The 21,913-nt window shown below is 55.4% G+C and carries 16 protein-coding genes; 8 read left to right on the top strand and 8 right to left on the bottom strand.

Translation table 11 applies throughout. The annotated features are described in order from the left end of the window. A complete protein-coding gene (locus Q0W94_RS10435; protein ID WP_297758752.1) occupies positions 1 to 2,439 on the bottom strand; it encodes a phosphoketolase in 2,439 nt (812 codons plus the stop codon). 246 nt (positions 2,440 to 2,685) lie between these two features. Here Q0W94_RS10435 and Q0W94_RS10440 point away from each other — a divergent pair, with 246 nt between their 5' ends. Genes Q0W94_RS10440 through Q0W94_RS10450 form a run of 3 tightly spaced genes read left to right on the top strand, consistent with a single transcriptional unit; the run spans position 2,686 to position 7,373 of the window. Next, positions 2,686 to 3,372, top strand: a complete 687-nt coding sequence (locus tag Q0W94_RS10440; RefSeq protein ID WP_297758755.1) for a DNA methyltransferase — start codon at positions 2,686 to 2,688, stop codon at positions 3,370 to 3,372. Further along, complete coding sequence (locus Q0W94_RS10445; protein ID WP_297758757.1) at positions 3,347 to 4,873, top strand: Eco57I restriction-modification methylase domain-containing protein; 1,527 nt, start codon at positions 3,347 to 3,349, stop codon at positions 4,871 to 4,873. Before Q0W94_RS10440 ends, Q0W94_RS10445 begins: the two co-directional genes overlap by 26 nt. Further along, positions 4,866 to 7,373 (top strand): GIY-YIG nuclease family protein, encoded by a 2,508-nt coding sequence (locus Q0W94_RS10450; protein WP_297758760.1) that lies wholly within the window; start codon positions 4,866 to 4,868, stop codon positions 7,371 to 7,373. Before Q0W94_RS10445 ends, Q0W94_RS10450 begins: the two co-directional genes overlap by 8 nt. Here Q0W94_RS10450 and Q0W94_RS10455 read toward each other — a convergent pair. The 7 genes from Q0W94_RS10455 to Q0W94_RS10485 are packed head-to-tail and all read right to left on the bottom strand — an operon-like array spanning position 7,370 to position 16,837. After that, positions 7,370 to 8,179: a TatD family hydrolase gene (locus Q0W94_RS10455; protein ID WP_297758763.1), complete on the bottom strand. Its 810-nt coding sequence runs from the start codon at positions 8,177 to 8,179 to the stop codon at positions 7,370 to 7,372. The genes Q0W94_RS10450 and Q0W94_RS10455 overlap by 4 nt on opposite strands. 5 nt (positions 8,180 to 8,184) lie before the next feature. Beyond that, positions 8,185 to 8,481, bottom strand: a complete 297-nt coding sequence (rpsT, locus tag Q0W94_RS10460; protein ID WP_297758765.1) for a 30S ribosomal protein S20 — start codon at positions 8,479 to 8,481, stop codon at positions 8,185 to 8,187. Between the two features lie 42 nt (positions 8,482 to 8,523). After that, complete coding sequence (gene larB / locus Q0W94_RS10465) at positions 8,524 to 9,285, bottom strand: nickel pincer cofactor biosynthesis protein LarB (protein WP_297758766.1); 762 nt, start codon at positions 9,283 to 9,285, stop codon at positions 8,524 to 8,526. After that, on the bottom strand, positions 9,286 to 10,752 hold the full coding sequence (locus Q0W94_RS10470) for a site-2 protease family protein (protein ID WP_297758769.1): 1,467 nt from the start codon (positions 10,750 to 10,752) through the stop codon (positions 9,286 to 9,288). It abuts the gene before it with no gap. A 25-nt stretch (positions 10,753 to 10,777) separates the two neighbouring features. Next, positions 10,778 to 12,706: a molecular chaperone HtpG gene (htpG, locus tag Q0W94_RS10475; RefSeq protein ID WP_297758771.1), complete on the bottom strand. Its 1,929-nt coding sequence runs from the start codon at positions 12,704 to 12,706 to the stop codon at positions 10,778 to 10,780. A gap of 37 nt (positions 12,707 to 12,743) precedes the next feature. Beyond that, positions 12,744 to 13,943, bottom strand: coding sequence for a radical SAM family heme chaperone HemW (gene hemW, locus Q0W94_RS10480; RefSeq protein ID WP_297758774.1), 1,200 nt, complete (start codon positions 13,941 to 13,943; stop codon positions 12,744 to 12,746). 23 nt (positions 13,944 to 13,966) lie between these two features. Continuing rightward, positions 13,967 to 16,837, bottom strand: coding sequence for a UPF0182 family protein (locus Q0W94_RS10485; protein WP_297758776.1), 2,871 nt, complete (start codon positions 16,835 to 16,837; stop codon positions 13,967 to 13,969). Between the two features lie 84 nt (positions 16,838 to 16,921). Here Q0W94_RS10485 and Q0W94_RS10490 point away from each other — a divergent pair, with 84 nt between their 5' ends. The 5 genes from Q0W94_RS10490 (at position 16,922) to asnB (ending at position 21,912) form a co-directional block, all read left to right on the top strand. After that, complete coding sequence (locus tag Q0W94_RS10490; RefSeq protein WP_297758779.1) at positions 16,922 to 17,473, top strand: peroxiredoxin; 552 nt, start codon at positions 16,922 to 16,924, stop codon at positions 17,471 to 17,473. 171 nt (positions 17,474 to 17,644) lie between these two features. After that, positions 17,645 to 18,745, top strand: coding sequence for a glycosyltransferase (locus tag Q0W94_RS10495; protein ID WP_297758782.1), 1,101 nt, complete (start codon positions 17,645 to 17,647; stop codon positions 18,743 to 18,745). Continuing rightward, on the top strand, positions 18,742 to 19,062 hold the full coding sequence (locus Q0W94_RS10500) for a hypothetical protein (RefSeq protein WP_297758784.1): 321 nt from the start codon (positions 18,742 to 18,744) through the stop codon (positions 19,060 to 19,062). The genes Q0W94_RS10495 and Q0W94_RS10500 overlap by 4 nt, the downstream gene beginning before the upstream one ends. Further along, positions 19,049 to 19,951 (top strand): glycosyltransferase, encoded by a 903-nt coding sequence (locus Q0W94_RS10505; RefSeq protein WP_297758787.1) that lies wholly within the window; start codon positions 19,049 to 19,051, stop codon positions 19,949 to 19,951. The genes Q0W94_RS10500 and Q0W94_RS10505 overlap by 14 nt, the downstream gene beginning before the upstream one ends. Then, complete coding sequence (asnB, locus tag Q0W94_RS10510; RefSeq protein WP_297758789.1) at positions 19,939 to 21,912, top strand: asparagine synthase (glutamine-hydrolyzing); 1,974 nt, start codon at positions 19,939 to 19,941, stop codon at positions 21,910 to 21,912. The genes Q0W94_RS10505 and asnB overlap by 13 nt, the downstream gene beginning before the upstream one ends. Position 21,913: the final 1 nt, after the last annotated feature.

A 21,913-nucleotide genomic window follows, 5' to 3' on the forward strand; every position in this document is an offset into this window, starting at 1 on the left:
CTAGAACGGCCATGTCCAGTGGCGAAACTCTGGCTTGTCCACACCGTGCTCGTAGGCATAGTTGCGGGCGGCAATTTGCATGTTGCGGAATTTTTCCTTGGCATGGGCACCCGCCACCTGCAGTTCAGGGAGGCGATCGATGGCATCAATGGCCAAACTAAAGCGATCAATCTCATTATTGATGGCCAATTCCAAGGGGGTGTTGATGTTGCCCTTTTCCTTGTAGCCCCGCACGTGTAGGTTACGGTGATTGTGGCGGCGGTAGGCAAGGCGGTGAATTAACCACGGGTAGCCATGGAAGTTAAAGATAATCGGGCGATCGAGGGTAAATAGGCTATCAAAGTCGCGATCGCTCAGGCCATGGGGGTGTTCGGTTTCCGGTTGCAGCTTAAAGAGATCCACCACATTAATGTAGCGAATCTTGAGCTCTGGAAATTCTTGCCGCAGGAGGGCGATCGCCGCCAATGCCTCTTGGGTGGGAATATCGCCAGCGCTGGCCATCACCAGATCTGGCTCACAGCCTTGATCGTTGCTGGCCCATTCCCAAATGCCTACGCCTTTGGTGCAGTGGATAATGGCCTGCTCCATTGTCAGATACTGCAGGTGTAGCTGCTTGTCGGCAACAATTACGTTGACATAATTTTTGCTTCGCAGGCAGTGATCGGCCACCGACAGCAGCGAATTCACATCGGGAGGCAGGTAAATGCGGGTCACCTTGGCACTTTTGTTGCAGACAATATCTAGAAATCCTGGATCTTGGTGAGTGAAGCCATTGTGATCCTGCCGCCACACCGTTGAGGTAATCAGCAGGTTCAAAGAGGCCACATCTGCCCGCCACGACAGATCATGGCAAAGGCTCAACCACTTGGCATGTTGGTTGAACATTGAATCAATCACATGGGCAAACGCCTCATAGGTGGAGAAAAAGCCATGACGACCCGTGAGCAGGTAGCCCTCCAACATCCCCTCTAGGGTGTGCTCGCTCAGCATTTCAATGATGCGGCCCTCAGGGGACAGTTCACCGCCGTCGGCATCCTCATCAAAGTACTCAGCAATCCAAAACTTCTTGCTGGCCTCATAAACCCCATTGAGCTTGTTTGAGGTGGTTTCGTCGGGACCAAAGATGCGAAAATTCGTGGGGTTATTGCGCATAACATCCCGCAGAAAGACTCCCAAGGGACGGGTATTTTCCGCCTCAATTTGCCCGGGCTTGTCAAAGGTGAGGCCGTATTGACGAAAGTCAGGCATTTTCAAGTCTTTGCGCAAGAGCCCGCCATTGGCGTGGGGATTCATGCCCATGCGGTAGGGACCCGTGGGGGCCAAAGCCTTGAGGTCAGGGCGGAGGGTGCCATTTTCATCAAAGAGTTCCTCAGGCCGGTAGCTGCGCAGCCAATTTTCCAAAAGCTGGAGATTTTCGGGATTGGTGTGCACATCCGCTAGCGGAACTTGGTGCGATCGCCACGACCCCTCTACCCTATGGCCATTAACTGCCGCTGGGCCCGTCCAACCCTTGGGAGTGCGCAGAATAATCATCGGCCAACGGGGGAGGGTGGTCACACCCTCTTGGCGGGCAGCCCGCTGAATCTCCTTGATCTTGGTTAAACAATAGTCCAAGGTTGCTGCCATTGCTTGGTGCATAGAGGGGCGATCGCAACCTTCCACAAAACAGGGTTCATAACCCAAACCACAGAAGTAGCTGGCCAAATCTTGGTGGGGAATGCGAGCCAAAATTGTTGGGTTGTTAATCTTGTAGCCATTCAAGTTCAAAATGGGCAGTACTGCTCCATCCCGTGCCGGATTCAGGAATTTATTAATGTGCCATGAGGTCGCCAGGGGGCCGGTTTCCGCTTCGCCATCGCCGACAACCGCAGCCACAATCAAGTCTGGGTTATCAAAGGCCGCCCCACAGGCATGGGAGAGCACATACCCCAGCTCTCCCCCTTCGTGAATTGAGCCGGGGGTTTCGGGGGTGCAGTGGCTACCGATGCCACCCGGGAAGGAAAACTGCTTAAAGAATTTTTTGAGCCCTACCGCATCTTGACTGATATTGGGGTAAATCTCGCTGTAGCTCCCCTCAAGGTAAACCGGCGCCAACACGCCTGGGGCACCATGACCCGGCCCTGCTAAAAAAATAACCTCCTGTTGATATTTTTTGATAATGCGGTTGAGGTGCAAATAGCAAAAGGCCAAGGCAGGACTGGCGCCCCAGTGACCGAGCAGACGTTTTTTAATGTGTTCGGGCTTGAGGGGCTCCCTCAGCAGGGGGTTATCGAGCAAATAGATCATGCCCACTGCCAAATAGTTACAGGCGCGGAAGAAGGCATCCATGGCCTCAACTTCAGCAGCACTCAAGGGCTGTCCTTGAATTGTGGCGCGAGCCAGACCAAAGGGATGGATATCCTCGGTGGGTGGAATAGGACAGGGAGGAGAGCTGACCATACAAAATCCTCATCAAGTCAGTGTGGGTCCTTAGAAAATCAACCTTAACGCTATAGATCAAAGTTCAGCGGCCTGTAAGCAGGGCGCAGGCACCCAACAGTCCTATCCTAAGAGGTCAAAGGGAAGCAACCAGCAAATGGGCTAAATTTTTTAATTATCCATTTCATTCTCGATTGGCCGCTGCCGGTTCTCAATGGCCACGCTGAGCCGCCAGCTAGCCCCTATTGAAGAGGATATTCAAGGGTCATGGATCCCCAAATAAAATCAAAGCAACGTATAGCGGACTACGGTGAAGTTCTAACGCCGCCGCACATTGTCAGCGCGATGCTCGATTTGGTCAAGCCGGAGACTGAGCGGATTGACTCGCGCTTTCTGGAACCGGCCTGTGGAACCGGCAACTTTCTCACGGAAATTCTGGAACGCAAGTTAAGGGTTGTTGAAAAGCGCTACGGCAAGAGCCAGTTGGAATACGAGCGCTACGCCGTCCTGGCGGTTTCGTCGCTGTATGGGATTGACATTCTGGCCGATAACGTCGAAGAGTGCCGCCAGCGGCTGTTCGAGGCGTTTGATGCGGCGTACACCCGCCTCTTCGGGGAGAAGGCAAAAGCACAGTGCCGCGAGGCGGTGCATTTCATCCTGCGGCGCAACATCATCCATGGCGATGCGCTTTCGTTGCAGACGGTCACGGACCCGCCGCAGCCGATTGTCTTTTCCGAATGGTCGCTGGTCAATGGCAGTCTGCTCAAGCGGCGCGACTTTGCCTTTCAAGAATTGCTGCGGTCTACAGAGGAAACAGGACCTTCGCTGTTTGACATGAAGCAAAGCTTTCGGTCGGATATTGGAGAAACGGTCTTCATTCCGGAACCGGTTAGGGAATACCCGCCGGTGCATTTCCTAAAGGTGGCCCATGCCTACGACGAACTACAACCCTGATGTGCTCTCCTGCCTGGCGAACCTCTCCAGCGATGAGGTGTTCACGCCGCCGCCACTGGCCAACCAGATGCTCGACCTTTTGCCGCAGGAACTGTGGAGCAACCCCGATGCCCGATTCCTCGACCCCTGCTGCAAATCGGGCGTGTTCCTGCGCGAGATCGCCAAGCGGCTGGACAAGGGACTGGAGCAACACATCCCCGACCGCCAGGCGCGCATTAACCACATCATGCAGCACCAGCTCTTCGGCATGGCCATTACGGAACTGACCGGGCTCATCTCGCGTCGTTCGCTCTACTGCTCCAAGACTGCCAACGGCAAGTATTCGGTCTGCACCGCCTTTGACACACCCGAAGGAAACATCCGCTATCGGCGCACCGAGCACACCTGGAAGAACGGGCGCTGTGTGTTCTGCGGCGCCAACGAGGAAAACTACGCCCGCGGCGCGGAACTGGAAACCCACGCCTATGAGTTTATTCACACCGAACACCCGGAGGAGATTTTCAAGATGAAATTCGATGTCATCATCGGCAATCCGCCGTATCATCTCAGTGACGCAGGTGAAAGCACTGGATCGTCACCTATTTATGACATTTTTGTAGAGCAGGCCAAGAAGCTTAATCCAAGATATTTAATCATGATCATCCCATCGCGCTGGTTTGCTGGGGGTAAAGGTTTAGATAAGTTTCGGGATACAATGCTGCACGATCGTCGCTTATCGCATCTTGTTGATTACCCAATTGCTTCTGATGTGTTTCCAGGTGTTCGCGTGATCGGCGGCGTTTGTTTCTTTCTTTGGGAACGCGACTACAACGGACCATGTAAAGTGACCACACACATGAATGGCCTAAGCGACTCAATGGTTCGTTCACTGGATCAGTTTGACATTTTCGTTCGATTCAATAAAGCGATTCCCATTTTGGAAAAAGTAATGTCAAAAGGATACCCTTCTTTAAGTGAGCAGGTGTCAAGACAAAAACCTTTTGGTCTCAGAACATTTGTTAAACCTAAGGAGGAGGGCAACGTTACTCTTTTTGCCAACAAAGCAGTCGGCAAGATAAGCAGAAGTGAAATTCCTGCTGGCAAGGATATTATAGATAAATGGAAAGTCTTAATATCAATGGCATATGGAGAAGGCGGCGAGGTACGCGAATATCCGCGAATGATACTTGGTAAACCGATTATTGCCGAACCTCCAAGCGCATGCACGGAAACTTACCTCGTTGTCGGTACCTATGACACTGAGAAAGAGGCGCAAAATCTGGCTGCTTATCTTAGAACGAAATTTCTTCGTTTTTTGGTAGGGCTAAGAAAGAACACGCAACATGTAACCAGAGATAGATTTGCTTTCGTGCCGCTTTTATCGATGAACACGGCCTGGTCTGATGAGGAACTCTACAAACATTTTGGCCTGACCCAAGACGAAATCGCCTTTATCGAATCCATGGTGCGCCCGATGCCGGTAGATGACGAACCGGAAACGACGGAGGAAACCGATGAGTAACTTCTTCCCCCCGCGCCCCAAGGTCGAGCCGAACATCTACGCCTACGAGGACACCAATCCCGAATACGCGGGCTTGCTCAAGATCGGCTACACCACCAGGAGCGTGCAGGAGCGGGTGGCCGAGCAGTACCCCACCCTGCGGCCGGGCGGCAAGCTGCCGTATCGCATTGTGCTTGAAGAGCCGGCCATCCGCAACGACGGCACAGGCTTCACCGACCACGACGTGCATCGCATGCTGCGCATCAACGGCATCCGCAACGAGGGCGGCGAATGGTTCCGCTGCACGGTGGAGCAGGTCAGGGCGGCGATTAATGCCGTGCGAGCTGGGCAACTCTTGGAAGAGCAGCGCTCCCTCAACTTCACGATGCGGCCGGAGCAGGAGGCGGCGGTGGCAAAGACCATGGCCTACTTCCAAAGCTACCGCCATGAGAACGGCAAGCCGCCGCATTTCCTCTGGAACTGCAAGATGCGCTTCGGCAAGACCTTCGCCGCCTATCAACTGGCCAAACGCATGGGCTGGAAGAAGATTCTGGTGCTCACCTTCAAGCCGGCGGTGCAGAGCGCCTGGGAAGAGGATTTGCGCTGCCACGTGGATTTTCAAGGCTGGCAGTTCATCAAGCCCGGCGGGCTGACCTACGAGCAGGCAGATACAAACAAGCCTATCGTCTGCTTTGGCTCGTTTCAGGACTATCTCGGCCGCAATCCGAAGACGGGCGGCATCAAAGCCAAGAACGAATGGGTGCATGCCACCCACTGGCACTGCGTCATCTTCGATGAATACCACTTCGGCGCCTGGCGCGAGAAAGCCAAAGACCTGTTCGAAGCGGAGGACGAACGGGAACGCAAAGCGGCCGAGGGCGAAGCCATTGATTACTTCGATGAGGATATCCTGCCCATCACATCCGACCACTACCTGTACCTTTCCGGCACGCCGTTCCGGGCCATTGCCACCGGCGAGTTCATCGAAGAGCAAATTTACAACTGGACATATTCTGATGAACAGAAGGCAAAAGAGGAGTGGGACGACAGCAACGGCCCCAACCCCTATGCCGCATTGCCGCGCATGGTGCTGATGACCTATCAACTGCCAGACGCCATCCGCGAAGTGGCGATGCAGGGAGAGTTCAACGAGTTCGATCTGAACGTGTTCTTTTCGGCCGAGGGCGTGGGCGACCAGGCGCGCTTCAAATACGAAGACGAGGTGCAGAAGTGGCTCGATCTCATTCGCGGGGCATACCTGCCTACAAACCTAGATAACCTCCGGCTGGGCGCGCAGAAACCGCCGTTGCCCTACGCGGATGTGCGACTTTTGAATGTGCTCTCGCACACCCTCTGGTTTTTGCCGAGCGTGGCCGCCTGTTACGCCATGCGCAATCTCTTAGCCAAACCACACAACAAGTTCTACCACGATTACAAGGTCATCGTGGCCGCCGGCGCCGCCACGGGCATCGGCGTCAATGCCCTCCCGCCGGTGCTGGAAGCGATGGGCGATCCCCTCAAGACGAAAACCATCACCCTGACCTGCGGCAAACTGACCACCGGCGTCACGGTGCGGCCTTGGACGGGCATCTTCATGCTGCGCAACACATCGAGCCCAGAAACCTACTTCCAGGCCGCCTTCCGCGTGCAGAGTCCATGGACGATTCAGAATCCTGACGGAACCTCACCTAACGAAGAGTTAATTCTCAAAGAAGAGTGCTATGTGTTCGATTTCGCGCCGGATCGCGCCCTGCGGCAGATTGCCGACTACAGTTGCCGCCTGAATGTCAACGAGGACGACCCGGAAAAGAAGGTGGAGGAATTCATCCACTTCTTGCCGGTGCTGGCGTATGACGGGAGTTCGATGCGGCAGATTGACGCCGCCGGCGTGCTGGAAATGGCCATGAGCGGCACCACCGCCACCCTGCTGGCCCGCCGCTGGGAGAGCGCGCTGTTGGTGAACGTGGACAATGACACCTTGCGCCGACTGATGACCAACGAACAGGCGATGAAGGCGCTGATGAACATTGAGGGCTTCCGCACCCTCAATCAGGACATTGCAACCATCATTAACAAGTCTGAGACGGTGAAAAAGATCAAGAAAGAGGCCAACGATAGAGAGCTGTCCGCTCAAGAAAAGCGTGAGCTGACCGAACAGGAGAAGGAATTCAAGAGCAAACGCAAGCAAATTCAGGAAAAGCTCATCAAGCTGGCGACGCGCATCCCCATTTTTATGTATTTGACCGACCATCGGGAACGAACACTGCGCGATGTGATCACGCAGTTGGAGCCGGGATTGTTCAAGAAAGTCACAGGTCTGACGGTGAAAGACTTTGAACTCCTCGTCAGCCTCGGCGTCTTTAACAGCGCGCTGATGAACGATGCGGTGTACAAGTTCAAGCGGTATGAAGACCCAAGTCTGGTGTATACCGGCATCAATCGGCATGAAGGGGAAGATATCGGACTGTATGATACGGTGTTGCGCCGCTCCGATGACCGGCTCAATCAATCTTTGGCCTAGGAAAAGGTGGCCATAGGGTCCGCTGGGGGCAGCGGTAGCCGAAAGAGATGACAGGCATTGCGGGTTGTCTGCCATTCTAGCTCTGAAAGGTCACAGTGGCGCAAGCGAGCAACGGCTTCGGCCACAAAGCGCACATAGCTGGGTTCGTTGCGCTTTTCACCCCGCTTGGGCACCGGGGCCAAAAAAGGACAATCGGTTTCAATGAGCAGGCGATCGCTGGGGACCATTTGGGCTGAAGCGTGAATTTGTTTGGCGTTCTTAAACGTGACCGTGCCGCTAAAGCTAATAAAAAGCCCCAGATCGAGAAACCATTCAGTTTCTTCGGGAGTTCCGCCCCAGCAGTGCATGACCCCTTGCACCGGCCCGCGATCGCGCCCAAATTGCTGCAACAGCTCCCGTGCCGCCGCTGCCGCTTCCCGACAGTGGATGATCACCGGTAAGTTCAAGGCCTGGGCCACCTCTAACTGTGCCCAAAAGGCGGCCTCCTGTTGCTCGCGGTTCGTGGCTTTGTAAAAGTCTAGGCCGGTTTCACCAATGGCCACCACCTTGGGTTCACTGCTGGCAAGGCTGGCAATTTTCTCCTTGAGTTCAGGCTGCCACTGCTGAGTATCCAAGGGATGGAGACCCACGGCCATAAACACTTCTGGAAACTGGGCACTCAGGCGCTGGATGGCTGGAAATTCCTGCGGTTCGACACAAGCATGCACCAAGCGCACCACCCCCGCCGATCGCCAGCGCTGGGCCACGGCCTCTAGATCGGCGGCATACTCAGGAAAATTGAGATGGACGTGCGTATCCACCAGCATGGAGATTAGGCGGCAGGTTGCAGTGTTTTGTTGAGGATGCGTGTCAAGCGCGCCTTGCGCCGGGCCCCGGTATTGCGATGGAGAACGCCGCGCTTAACGGCTTTGTCAATTTTGCTAAAGGCTAAGTTAAGCCGCTGGTGGACTGCCGCCAGCTTTTCCGGCGTGGGGTCAGCGCTGTACTCACTAATGGCATTCAAGTAATTTTTAATTAATGTCCGCACTGCCGAGCGGTAGGCCTTGTTGCGCAGACGGTTGCGCTCAGCAATTTGGGCACGTTTAGCGGCAGATTTGATATTGGCCACAGGTCACCTGCTGATCAATCACACGTTAAGAACAAAGAACTATTATAACCGTTGGCTGAGGGAGCGCAAGATCTTGGCCGCCAGCATAGCCGCCCCAAAGCCATTGTCTATATTGACCACGCCAATGCCGGGGGCGCAGGAGTTGAGCATGCTCAGCAGGGGGGCCAGGCCAGCAAAGTTGGCGCCATAGCCAATACTGGTGGGCACCGCAATCACCGGTACCGAGACCAGCCCCGCCACGACACTGGGAAGCGCCCCCTCCATACCGGCAACAACAATGAGCAGGGCCATCGCCTCCAGGCGATCGCGCACACTCAACAGCCGATGAATTCCTGCCACCCCCACATCCCAGAAGCGCTCCACCCCAAAACCGCACAGTTGCAGGGTAATTGCCGCCTCTTCGGCCACAGGTAGATCCGCCGTACCGGCACAGACCAAGCCCACCTGAAGGGGAAACTGCGGCGGCAAAATGGGCGCTGTACTGCAAATGCGCGCTCTTTCAAAATAGTACAGGCCCCCTAGGCGCGATCGCAGGACCTCAAACACCTCCGGAGCAATGCGCGTCGCCATCACACAGGGATAGTGGGGACGCATCCGCTCCAGAATCTCGGCAATTTGCTCGGGCGTTTTACCAGGCCCCCAAATCACTTCTGGGAAACCAGTGCGCTGCTGCCGCTGGTGATCAATGCGGGCAAAATCGCCAACGGGTTCGTAGGCAAGATATTGGAGTCGGCGATAGGCAGTGTCCACACTGAGTTGCCCTTGGGCAACCGCCGCCAAAATCTGCCGCAGTGAATCGGGCATTTAGCCTCCAATTCCCAACCGACCGGCCAGCCCCGGCGCCATTGGAATGAGGGTTGCCGCCATCAGAAACAACAGCAGCAGTCCCAAACTGGCACGGGTATCATCGGGCTCTGTTATTTCATCGAGACTGGGTTGATCCACCTCTCGCTGCAACAGGAGAATCACCAGGGCCCAGTACAGGGCTAAGGGGTTGACAATTGCCACCAATCCCAAGACCAGGAGGGTAATCACCGTAACTCGTCTGGCGGTTTTGCTGCCGTAAATGGCTTGGACAATCCGACCGCCATCCAGTTGCCCCGCTGGCATTAAGTTCAAAGCAGTCATGATCAGCCCCAGCCAGCCCAGAATCACCAAGGGATGCACCATCACCACTTCGCTTTGCAACTGCTGCCCCAAAAAGAGCTTGGCAATTGTCCCCACCAAAATCGAGCCTTGGAAAAAGAGGGTCGGCACCTCTAGGCCCTGAGCCGTTGGCGAAAGAGCCAGGCCAACTACCAACACTAGCAGGGAAACGCTGCCGGCGGCGATCGCCCCCACAGCACCAATATCAAACAGTTGACTGCGGTTGGCAAGGAACGATTCCAGGCGGGTGAAGGCTCCAAAGGTCCCTAACTGCCAAGCCGGCAAAAAGATCGGTGGCCCCAAGCGGGCCCGATAGCGTTTGGCCATCAGCCAGTGACCCAGTTCCCGGACGGCGGCAATGCCAAAGAGGCCGAGGGCAAAGGGGAGCGATCGCTGGAAGAGTCCGGCGCTGGGATTCCCCAGTAGACTAAAGCCCTGCAAAACGGCACTGGTCTCGAGACAGGTGCCCAGGGTGGCCACCGCCAAGAACACCGCCGCTAGCTTCTGAAGATTGCCAGAGCGAATTGGCTCAGTGGCTATTGGCAAGATCACCACCATGGGCTTGCCTTCACCATTGGGGACCATAAAGAGGCGGTAGCGATCGGGCAAAGCGGCCTGGAGGCGTTCTGTAAGCTGCTGATGGACCGCCTTGGCCTCTCCCCGCAAATTCCCCGGACAGATGACGCCCCCTTTATAGGGAAGGTAGTCGGTAGCAAAGTAGGTATCCACACTAAAGATGCTTTGAATCGCCTGCAAATCTTCGGCGGGCAAGGTCGGTTTCTCGGTAGGCGCAGTCGGGGTAGCCGCTTCGCCAGTGGCTGGACCGAGCTCAGAGCGGCCGGAGACAGCCGAGGGCAAAGGAAGGTCTGTGGTGGCCGCCAGCGATCGCAACCAGCGCCCCAGGACAACATAGGCCACAATTGAGAACACTAGCCCAAAGAGAACGGCCGCAAAGTTAAGCCCAATGCCAAAGCTGAGACTGCCAAAGACAACCAGCCAAGGGAGCATGAGGACAAGGGTTTGCAGCCACGCCACAATCCCCAATTTGCCGTAGGGCAGGTTGCGGTACAGTCCCCAAGCCAACAGGGCGATCGCTCCCGCCAATAGACCTACCGTAATTACCATGGGTTACCTCCCGTGTCTGCAAAGGTTAGTGCGTGGCCATCGCCGTCAGTTGGGTCAGAACTTGACTGGCCCGCTCTGTAAATTGCTGCATACCATTGGCATCAAAGGCCCGTTGCGACATCAAAGCCAAATCGTAGATATACTGACACAGCTTTTCCACCAATGCCCCTGTTTCTGAGGTGCCGCTGGGTTGAATAATCGTTCCTTGGTTGAGGCGAAGGAGATTTTGCACCAAGGGATGGGCGGTGTTGACAACCAAGGTATGCTCCTCCGGCAACGGCACATTGGCTTGCTGCTGCATCATTGCCATCATCTCCTGCATTCGCCGACTGCTCTCAGGCAGTAGGATCATCGCCGGCGGCGCATCGGCCTTGAGGGCTTCGGTGCGGATTGTCAGCTTTGGCTTTTTCAGCACAGACTCAAAGAGGGCCTTGATCTGCTCACTGCGGGTTTTGTTGGTGGTGGGGTCAATGAGTTCGCTCTCTTTGCTCTTGTCAATCAGGGTTTCATCCAGCTCCGCATCCACCCGCAGGAACTGGACATTGCTGTAGTTGCGCTCCAGCCACGGTACAAAGTGAGTATCAATGAAACTGTCCATAAAGAGGACTTCAATCCCTTCACTCTTGAGCAGTTGCACATAGGTGGCTTGATTCACCTCATCGGTGCAGTAGTAGACGCGCTTGCCTTGGCGCTCCTGGTTGCGCTCTAGGTATTGTTTGAGGGTGGTGTAGGTTTTGCCATCCACTTGAATGCCCCCCTCAGCGGCCCAAACGTCGTCGCTGCCTTTGGAGGTCAATTCGGCAGTGGTGCGGTAGATGAGAATGTCCTCCACCTGCTTTTTGAACTTCTCATCGTTGATGGAGCCAAATTTAACGAAGGTGCCAAGGTCTTGCCATAGGCGCACGTAGGCAGCGGGGTCTTCGCGATATAGCTCCTTGAGGCGATCGCCCACCTTCTTGGCAATGTAGTCAGCAATTTTACGAACGGTGCGATCGTTTTGCAGGAAACTGCGGGACACATTTAGGGGAATATCGCTACTGTCAATCACGCCCCGCAGGGGCAGCAAAAAGCGGGGAATGATCTCTTCGCAGTTGTCGCTGACAAACACTTGATTGCAGTAGAGCTTAATTTGCCCCTTGGTGACATCAATATCGGGGCGCAGCTTGGGAAAGTAGAGAATCCCATTCACCACGAAGGGGTAGTCGGTATTGAGGTGAACCCATAGCAGGGGGTCTTCTTGGAAGGGATAAAGGTAGCGATAGAACTCCAGATAGTCCTCTTTGCTCAGGCTATTGGGGGCACTCTTCCACGGCGCAATTTGTTTATTGATTTGCTCCCCTTCAAGTTTAATGGGAACGGGTAAAAAGTCACAGTACTTGCGAACCAACTCCCGAATACGGGCTGGCTCTAGATACTCCAATTCACTGTCTTGAAGCGTCAGGGTAACGGTTGTGCCCACAGTGGTGCGCTGGCCATCGGCAAGGGTAAATTCCGTGGAACCATCGCAGGTCCAATGGACAGGAACGGCGCCCTCACGGTAGGAAAGGGTATCAATTTCCACACGCTCAGCCACCATAAAGGCGGAGTAAAAGCCCAATCCAAAGTGGCCAATGATGGCGTTTTCCCCTTCCCCTTTGTACTTTTGCACAAATTCCTCGGCACTGGAAAAGGCCACCTGGGTAATATACTTTTTCACTTCCTCGGCGGTCATGCCGATGCCGTTGTCGGCGATCGCTAACTTTTTGTTTTCTTTGTCAAGGGTGATGGTTACCTCTGGATGCTCGACATCCCCCTGATATTCCCCGGCGCGAGCCAATATCTGCAGCTTTTGGATGGCATCGACGGCGTTAGAGACCAGTTCCCGCAGGAAAATCTCATGATCGGAGTAGAGCCACTTTTTAATGATTGGAAAAATGTTCTCAGTGTGGATTGAAATGGTTCCCTGTTCCAACATGATTCTTCCCGTGAGTGTATTCTTGGTCAGACAACCTCTAGTGTATCGGTAGGGGTTGCCCTTTCTGTTGGCGGAAAACCGATCCCTCCAATGCGTCCCAAAGACTGACAATGACGTGATTAGCCACTAGAAATCCCTCTGGCTGGGTTAAGTGCAGGCGATCGCCCGCCCAAGAAAGCAGCTCTGGAGACATTTTTGCCGCTGCTGCCTGTAGGGCTTCAACCCAGGACGCAGGAAATTCAGCTGCCAAAGCCCTTAAAGAGAGGCCATCCCTGAGGCGCAAGCCCAACATCAGGGTTTCCAACCAGCGATCCCACAAGGAATCTGGACTCCCTTGATTGAGGCTCTCTGGTAAGGTTTGCAGCCATTGATAGTATTCACGGCGGGTACGGGGGCGGCTGAGACGGCGATGTTGGAGATAACTGGTGGCGCCCATGCCAAAGCCATAGTAGGACTGATTGCGCCAATAGACTTGATTGTGACGACAGGCAAACCCCGGTTGGGCATAGTTAGAAATTTCGTAGTGATCGTAGCCCGCTGCTGTTAACATCGCGTGAGCAAGCTGATAGGCGGCAGCACTCTGATCGTGGGTGGGTAGGGGGGCTGCTTCGGGTTGATAGCGTTTGCTGAAGACGGTTTTTGGCTCAATGATGAGGTCATAGATAGACAGATGCGTTGGCTTGAGGGCGATCGCTTGCTCTAGGGAGGATTGCCAGTCCGCCAAGGATTGTTGGGGCAGGCCCGAAATCAAATCTATGCTCCAGTTTGCTACCCCCGCCCTATGCATCATCTCAACTGCACGCTCAACATCGGCCACATCGTGACTGCGGCCACACAGCTGCAGTAGCTCATCGTCAAAGGCCTGTACGCCCAAGCTGACACGATTTACCCCTGCCCGGAGATAGTCCTGCAATTGTTCTAAGTGAAATGTCCCTGGATCCATTTCCATGGAAATTTCTGCCCCTAGGGCAATGCCCATCTGGCGATCGAGGGCTTCCAGCAGTTGGCCAAGGTATTGAGGTGGGACTAGAGAAGGCGTTCCACCACCAAAAAAGATAGTTTGCAGCGGTAGCCCCTCAGTGGGGGTGTGGGCAATTTCTTGACACAGCGCCGCCACATACTCTTGAATCAGGGATTCTGCTAGCGTCGGAGAATCTCCCACCACCGTAATTGGAAAGTCACAGTAGAAGCAGCGGCGCCGACAAAAGGGCAAATGGAGGTATGCAGCTGTAGTCATAGGCGTCTTCACTGGTTTTGGCCCTATTGCGGAAAGAGTTGTTTCAGGGCCTCCTCTAAGGTGGGTGCCATCACAATCCGCTGATTATCCATGACGATGACCCGTGCCAAGGTGGGCAGGCGATTTTGATCGGCTTCGAGGTAAATGGGTTCAACATACAGGAGCGATCGCTCGATAGGAATAATCAAAAGATTGCCCTGCACCGATCTTGACCCTTGGCGATTCCAGAGGGAAATTTGCTGCGAAATGACGGGATCTTGATTAATCCGCGCCTCCATTTGTTCAGGACCAAAGACCAGTTCTTGCTTGGGAAAGACGTAGAGCAGCAGCTTGCCATAGTTCTGGCCATCGGAACGAGCCGCTAGCCAACCAATGAGGTTAGGACGATTCACGGGCGTAAAGGGGACAAGGAGAATAAACTCCTCTGTGTAGCCAATGGGCAGCTTGGTAATGAGATAGTAGGGGGCAACGGCTTGGGGTTTTTCGCGGTAGATCTCCTTGGGAATCTGCCAGAGGTCTTCGCGGTTGTAAAACACCACGGGATCGGTCATGTGGTATTTCAGGAGCTGCTCGGACTGCACTTGCAGCAGATCAATGGGATAGCGAATGTGGCGATAGAGCTGGTGGGGCATCGTACTCAAGGGATGAAAAAGGGTTGGAAAGAGCCGCTGCCAGGTGCGAATCATGACATCCTCGGGCTCCACCACATAAAAGGTGATATCGCCGTTATAGGCGTCCACCACCACTTTCACAGAGTTGCGAATGTAGTTAAACGAGTGATTCCCCGGATCGCTATAGGGATAGTAGCGACTGACGGTATAGGCATCAATCATCCAGTAGAGATAGCTGACCCCCGCCGTGCTCGAGCTAGTAGCAATCTCCTGTTCAGAGCGGGGATCGGCAACGACAAGGTAGGGCTCACTGTCAAAGCGCAGGAAGGGGGCGATCGCCCGCACGCGATCCTGAATCGATCGCCGAAAGAGAACCCGTGAGTCTGGCCGCAAGTTGGGGGTCAACAGGAGTTGCCAATCTCGAAAATAGACACTGTAGACCAAGCGTCGCCACCAACTGGCAATCGGCACACCCCCCGTGCCGTCGTAGTGGTTATAAACATTTTCAGCCCCCCGCGGAAAGTCCAGTTCCGGGACCGCAGAGGGGACAAAGATATAGGTATTGGTGAGTTCACCGTAATAGATCCGTGGGTAGAAAAAGGGAATGCTCTCCCGAATCTGTGGGGGATTGACCAGTAGCTCACCCGTATCGCCAATGTCGCGAACAAAGTATTTGGGCAGGCCGTTGGCTTCCGCCGTATTCACCGGACTCATTGTGAAGCCATAGCCGTGGGTAAACACGAGGTGCTCATTAATCCAGCTGCGGGCAAACTGCTGAACTGCACTGTAGTCCACTTCACGAGCAGCAATAAGGACTTGGCGAATTTCTGATTGGTCTTGATCAGGAGCCAGTTTCAGATAGTAGCGATCCAAAAAGGCCGCTGGAAACCGATAGTAGGAGCGCAGTTGTTGCAGTTGGCGGTTGGTCTCGAGAAGGGGGCGGGTATCCCAAAGGCGAATATTGCGGGTGGTGGCCGCATTGGCAGCAATGATTTCAGCATTCAGGTTATTTTCTGGCTGGAAAGGTTCCACCCGCATTTTTTCAAGGTTAAAACCTTCGCGGGTGTGGGTAATGGTGCGTTGAATGTAGGGGAGTTCCCGTTGCAGTTGGTTGGGTTGAACAATGGCTGCTTCAATGGCTGTGGGTAGGAGCCAATCGACAATCAGGATGACCACCAGATAGCCCAAGGTAAAGCCAAAGAGGCCAGGGGCAATGGGGCCCAACCGCCGCTGCCCTTCTCCGCCCCGTCGAATCGCTGACCAAGCCAACAAACAGGCAACGCCAAAGGCGGAGGCCGAGAGCCAACCATAGAGGGGTAGGCGTATGGTGACATCGGTATAGCCTGCGCCAAAGGCCGCCCCCTTGGTCGAGTAGAGAAGTTTATAGCGCTCTAGCCAGAAGCTAAGGGCCACTGTGCCAAAGACAAAGGCACTTAAGCCCTGTAAATGCCGCCGTTGCGATCGCACGAAGCCGAGGAATTTGCCATGACTGAGACTGTCATTGGCAAGGAGATAGCCCAAGGTCGTTCCCCCTAAGCTGACAACACTGAGGTTCACCAACCATAGGCGCAACAGTTCCCACAGGGGGATTTGAAACAGGTAAAAGCTAATGGAATGGTGAAAGAGCGGCTCAGTATGGGGATCGCTGGCGGCAAAAAGTCCCTTGAGGACAACTGGCCAACTGAGGCTGGCGATCGCCCCCATGGCGAGGCTCAAGAGAATGCCCAATCCCTGAAAGAGGGGTACAGGCAACCACAGCCCCAGTATCAATGCCACTAAACTCAGCCCTCGTAGCCAAGGATTCTGCACCATTTGCAGCGATAGCTCCGCCACCCGCCAAACACTCAATTGCGGCAGCAAAGGGCTGTTAAATGTCATTTCTGAGCGCTGTTGCCACAGTTGTAGGGCGATCGCCCCAATGTGGTAGGTTGCAACAATGAGCAGCCAAGTTAAACCGCCAGCACACAACAAAAGCCGCCACAGCCCCAGCCCCCGATAGGGACTCTCTGCCCTCAGGACTGGATCAAGGGTCACCGTACGTTGCCGCAGCAGCCAGCGTTGCTGCCAGCCATAGAAAAGCTGGGATACCCCGGCAACCGCTAGAAATAGTAGGGCTTGGACACTCCAGCGCTGCCAAACCACCACCAAATAGCCCAGTTGATGAAACCAAAGGCTTTCAGCAATCAGGCGGCACAGCCCCACCCCAAGGGCAATGGCCAGCAGCAAAGCACAGAGCCAGCGCAACCAACGGGGCATGAGCTGTACAACGGAGAGCAACGGCATCAACCTCGAAAATCTCGAAAAATCGTTAAAAGTAGGGTACAGTGCAGCTAGATGCGTTCCTAAGGCCAGTTTAGCGATTTAACTATGTTCTTACGTTCAGTCCTTGTTGCCCTTTTGAGTTTGATCCTGTTTCTTAGCCCATCAGCCCCCAGTTGGGCCCTCGGGGGTGAATTGCCGCCCCTCAATGCCCCAGCACCCGACTTTTCTCTTCCCAGCAGTGTCAACGGTCAGCTCATTTCCCTCAAGGATTATCGCGGTAAGTGGGTGGTGCTGTACTTTTACCCCAAGGACTTTACCTCTGGCTGTACCCTTGAGGCCCAGCGCTTCCAGCGGGACATTGAGCAATTTCATGCTCACAATGCGGAAGTCATTGGCGTCAGTGCCGACTCTGTGGACTCCCACCAAGATTTCTGTGACAGTGAAGGCTTGACCTTTCCCCTCCTCTCTGACCCCGATGGCCGAGTCAGCAAGGCCTATGGCTCTTGGTTAGGCTTTGTCTCACTGCGCCACAGCTTCATTATCGATCCCCAAGGAATATTGCGAGATCGATTTGTTAAAGTGAATCCGGCTACTCATTCTCAAGAAGTTTTAGCGGACCTTAAGAAACTCCAGAGGTCCATGGAGCAAATATTATAAATTATTATATTACTAATTATTTTTTAATATTAATTATTATTTTTTATTATTAATAAATTAACAGTTAATATAGAAGACTGAGACTAGCCCAGTGGCTTGTGTACCTCACCTCAAGGCATAGGGTCCCCAAAATCGCAGGAAAAATGGAAAAAATTAACGGAGTAACCTAGGATGCCCATCTCCCTTCTCCTTCCCAACCTGAACGGTGGCGGAACTCAGCAGGTTTGTCTGCGCCTGGCGCGGGAGTTTGCTTGCTGCGGCCATACTGTCGAATTTGTCCTAATGCAAGCCAAGGGTGAATTTTTGCCCAAGGCCCAACGGAACTGGACTATCCTCGATCTGGGTGTGTCGCGTGGCCGAAATGTCATGCTGCCGCTTATCCGGTACCTGCGTCAGCGACAGCCCGACGCGCTGTTGGTAGCGATGTGGCCCCTGACGGCGATCGCCCCGCTGGCTGCCCGTATCGCCGGATTTCGCGGTAAGGTCTTGGTCAGTGAGCATTGCATGTTATTGGAGGAGTATCACTCGTCTTACTCGTCGTTTAACTGGTTCAGTCGGCTTGCTTTGCGTCCATCAGTTGTTCTAGGCTACCGCCTCGCCTCTGCCCGTGTGGGTGTCTCAAAGGGTCTGTGTACCGAGATGGCAGCGTTGTCCTGGATGTCGCCAGACCAATTTGTTACGATTTATAACCCGGTATACCCTGCAGTTTCTCCCCCGCTCGATCAATTGAGTACTGTCCATGCCCTTTGGGCTACGGAGGGGCCGCGGATCTTAAATGTCGCCAATCTAATCCCAGTGAAAAACCAGGCACTTCTTCTCCAGGCCTTCGCCGCATTGCCAGACCCTGCAGCCCGACTGATGTTGGTGGGGCGGGGACCGGAGGAAGCTGCCTTGCGGGCACTGGCAGTAGCACTGGGGATTGCAAACCGAGTGATTTTTGCAGGTTTTCACCCTGACCCCGCGCCCTTTTACGCCACTGCCGACCTGTTTGTGTTATCTTCCGACTCCGAAGGATTTGGCAATGTCATCGTTGAAGCGCTCTCCTTCGGTCTGCCAGTCGTCTCTACCGATTGCCCATCCGGTCCTGCAGAAATCTTGGAGGGCGGGCGATATGGTCGTCTTGTGCCGCCGGGGGATGCGCTGGCGCTGGCCCGCGCCATGGAAGAGGCGCTGCAGGCGCCAGTGGATCGCGATAGTCTGAAACGTCGCGCAGCCGATTTTGCCCCTGAAGTTGCAGCCAGGAAGTATTTAGAGGTTTTGGAATTGGTATGACTCCTACTCTCTACCTGAGCCGCAATGGGCTGCTCGAGCCGCTTGGTCAAAGCCAGGTCTTCGCCTACCTGCGCGATCTTGCACACGATTACCAGATCACGTTAATCACCTATGAAAAAAAGGAAGACTGGATCGATACTGCGCGTATGGCAGCGATGCGGGCGGAATGTCGGCGGCTGGGGATCCGCTGGTTGCCGCAGCGATTCCAGCCTCACCCCAAGGTGATTGCGCCGGCCTTGTCGATGCTGCGCATGGCCTGGCTGGTGTACCGGGAAGTGCGGGCACAGGGCGTGCAACTGATTCATGCGCGCTCCTAATATTCCGGCAGCAGTGGCGCTGCTCGTCTCGCACCTGACGGGTGTGCCCTTTATCTTCGACATGCGCGCGCTTTGGCCCGAGGAACTGATTACCGCCGGTCGGCTGCGGCGCGGCTCATTTCTGCATCGGGCCATTGTCTGGGCCGAGCACGCCTGCCTGCGCCGGGCGGGCGCGGTGGTGTCCCTGACCCATGCGGCTGTGGAATACCTGCACCATACTTATCCTGAAGCGATGGCCAGGCAACGAGTTGCGGTGATTCCAACCTGTGCCGACCTGGCGCGTTTCGTACCGGCTGGCCGACCGCCAGAGCGGCGGGTGATCGGTTGCCTAGGCACGGTGCTCAGTGGCTGGTTCCGGCTGGACTGGCTGGCTAATTTTGTGGCAGTCGCTGCTGCCCGCGATCCTGAAGTGGTTTTCCAGATCACCACACGGGATGACGCGATGCAGGTGCGGGCTGCCCTGGATCCGGATGGTCAGCTTGGGGATCGCCTGCAGATTGCGCCCGCTTTACCGGAGCAGGTGCCGCAGGTGCTGCAGGGACAGATGGCTTCCGTAATGTTTTTCACGGATGGGCTCAGCAAGCTGGGCAGTTCCCCCACGCGCATGGGCGAGATCCTAGGTTGCGGCCTACCGGTGGTGGCCAATGAGGGGGCGGGGGACATGGCCAGCATTATTCGCGAGCACCGCGTGGGTGTCTTGGCCGGCGGCCCAGAACCCGCAGCGATGGCTGCTGCCTGGGATGAACTGCAAACCCTGCTCCGTGATCCGCAACTTGCTGCCCGCTGTCGTGCCACTGCTGAGAAGGTGTTTTCCTTGGCCTCGGGAACGGCTGCCTATCGGTGTCTCTATGCTGAGCTAACAGAGAAAATTAGGCCATGTGCGGACTGACCGGCATTCTGGACAGCTCCTATCGCTCCCTAGATGAGCTACAGAATCTTGTCCAGAAAATGACTGCCACTCTCATCCACCGCGGTCCCAATGCAGAGGGCATCTGGGCAGAAGACGGTATTGCCCTAGGACACCGGCGCCTGTCGATTCTGGATCTCAGTCCTGCCGGTGGTCAGCCAATGCAATCAGCCTGTAGTCGCTATATCTTGGTTTTCAACGGCGAGATCTACAACCACCTCGATTTGCGTCGGGAGTTGGAGGCTCAGGGCACAGCACCCTCCTGGCACAGTCATTCGGATACCGAAACGTTGCTGGCTGCGATCGCCCACTGGGGCTTGGAGGCAACGCTACAGAAGGCCGCTGGCATGTTTGCAATTGCCCTTTGGGACCGGAAGGAACGGTGTTTGTCCCTTGCCCGTGATCGCATGGGAGAGAAGCCGCTCTACTGGGGCTGGGCCGGATCCGCGCTGGTGTTTGGCTCCGAGCTTAAGGCCCTGCGGCAGCATCCAGAGTGTCGGCCTGCTCTTTGCCCCCAAGCACTCGCGCAGTACCTGCGCTTTGCCTATGTGCCAGCGCCGCGCAGCATCTACTCCGGCATCTACAAGCTGGAACCGGGCTGCATCCTGACTGTTGCCAGTTGCCCGCCCCCGTCACCACCGTCAGAGCCGCTGCGGCCAGGCGATACCTATGGATCTCTGTCGATCCGGCGCTATTGGTCGCTGAACGCGACGATCAAAGCCGGCGCGCAGGATAGGCTCGACGATGAGGCGCAGGCACTGGTCCAGGTTGAGGAGGCGCTGCATCAGGCCGTTGGGCGCCAGATGATCGCAGATGTGCCGCTCGGTGCATTCCTCTCGGGAGGGATTGATAGTTCTCTAATCGTCGCGCTAATGCAGACGCAATCGCCGCGCCCGATTCGTACCTTCACCGTCGCATTCGAGAACCCCGCATTCAATGAGGCCCCCTTTGCCGCGGCCGTTGCCCGGTATCTGGGAACGGACCACACCGAACTGATCGTCACCGAGACCCAGGCGAGTGATGTCATCCCGCTGCTGCCGGAGATGTACGACGAACCCTTTGCGGATTCCTCGCAAATTCCGACCCATCTGGTTTGCCGCGCTGCGCGGTCACACGTGACGGTTGCCCTCTCTGGCGACGGTGGGGATGAGCTGTTCGGTGGCTATAACCGCTATTTCTGGAGGCGGCATATCTGGTCTAAGGTGAGCTGGATACCGTATCCCCTGCGGCGGGGTATAGGGCGGGCAATCACTGCAGTACCCATCGCGTCCTGGGAGAGACTCGGAGCACTGGCTGGGAGGCCTGTGTCGCGCCTAGGTGACAAGGCACACCGTCTTGCCGAGCGTTTGGACAGTGTCCAGACGATGGATAATCTCTACTGCAGCCTGGTGTCAGAATGGCCAGGTGAGCGACTGGTTATTGGTCTGGATCATACTGCGCCGACTCTACTCGACGATCCTCTGCCTGCAGCAGTTGCCCAGGATGCTGTGGCTCGGATGATGGTGCAGGACATGCGCACCTACCTGCCCGATGACATCCTGTGCAAAGTAGATCGGGCAGCCATGGCAATAAGTCTCGAAACCCGTGCGCCCTTCCTTGACCCTGATGTTCTTGCGGTGTCTGCACGTTTGCCAATGCGGATGAAGCTCCGCAATAGCAAGGGGAAATGGGCACTGCGGCAGATCCTGTATCGGTATGTGCCACCGGCGTTGATCGAGCGGCCCAAAACTGGTTTTGGTATCCCGATTGGCGAATGGCTGCGTGGCCCATTGCGCGGTTGGGCTGAAGAACTACTATCTGAGGATGCCCTGCGGCGCGACGGGCTGATCGATCCTATCCCAGTGCGACAAGCCTGGACCGAACACCTTTCAGGCCAGCGTGACTGGACACATCGCCTGTGGATTATTCTGATGTGGCAGGCGTGGCGGGAACGATGGGCATGAG

Origin of the sequence: Thermosynechococcus sp. (genome assembly GCF_025999095.1) — a bacterium.
Taxonomy (GTDB): Bacteria; Cyanobacteriota; Cyanobacteriia; order Thermosynechococcales; family Thermosynechococcaceae; genus Thermosynechococcus.

What these genes read in the sequence shown, in the direction of transcription:
- Q0W94_RS10500 (WP_297758784.1), top strand. Translation starts at nt 18,742, where the DNA reads ATGACTCCTACTCTCTACCTGAGCCGCAATGGGCTGCTCGAGCCGCTT.
- hemW (WP_297758774.1), bottom strand. Translation starts at nt 13,943, where the DNA reads ATGACTACAGCTGCATACCTCCATTTGCCCTTTTGTCGGCGCCGCTGC.
- Q0W94_RS10485 (WP_297758776.1), bottom strand. Translation starts at nt 16,837, where the DNA reads ATGCCGTTGCTCTCCGTTGTACAGCTCATGCCCCGTTGGTTGCGCTGG.
- Q0W94_RS10435 (WP_297758752.1), bottom strand. Translation starts at nt 2,439, where the DNA reads ATGGTCAGCTCTCCTCCCTGTCCTATTCCACCCACCGAGGATATCCAT.
- Q0W94_RS10455 (WP_297758763.1), bottom strand. Translation starts at nt 8,179, where the DNA reads ATGCTGGTGGATACGCACGTCCATCTCAATTTTCCTGAGTATGCCGCC.
- Q0W94_RS10450 (WP_297758760.1), top strand. Translation starts at nt 4,866, where the DNA reads ATGAGTAACTTCTTCCCCCCGCGCCCCAAGGTCGAGCCGAACATCTAC.
- Q0W94_RS10445 (WP_297758757.1), top strand. Translation starts at nt 3,347, where the DNA reads ATGCCTACGACGAACTACAACCCTGATGTGCTCTCCTGCCTGGCGAAC.
- htpG (WP_297758771.1), bottom strand. Translation starts at nt 12,706, where the DNA reads ATGTTGGAACAGGGAACCATTTCAATCCACACTGAGAACATTTTTCCA.
- asnB (WP_297758789.1), top strand. Translation starts at nt 19,939, where the DNA reads ATGTGCGGACTGACCGGCATTCTGGACAGCTCCTATCGCTCCCTAGAT.
- larB (WP_297758766.1), bottom strand. Translation starts at nt 9,285, where the DNA reads ATGCCCGATTCACTGCGGCAGATTTTGGCGGCGGTTGCCCAAGGGCAA.
- Q0W94_RS10440 (WP_297758755.1), top strand. Translation starts at nt 2,686, where the DNA reads ATGGATCCCCAAATAAAATCAAAGCAACGTATAGCGGACTACGGTGAA.
- Q0W94_RS10505 (WP_297758787.1), top strand. Translation starts at nt 19,049, where the DNA reads ATGCGCGCTCCTAATATTCCGGCAGCAGTGGCGCTGCTCGTCTCGCAC.
- Q0W94_RS10470 (WP_297758769.1), bottom strand. Translation starts at nt 10,752, where the DNA reads ATGGTAATTACGGTAGGTCTATTGGCGGGAGCGATCGCCCTGTTGGCT.
- Q0W94_RS10490 (WP_297758779.1), top strand. Translation starts at nt 16,922, where the DNA reads ATGTTCTTACGTTCAGTCCTTGTTGCCCTTTTGAGTTTGATCCTGTTT.
- Q0W94_RS10495 (WP_297758782.1), top strand. Translation starts at nt 17,645, where the DNA reads ATGCCCATCTCCCTTCTCCTTCCCAACCTGAACGGTGGCGGAACTCAG.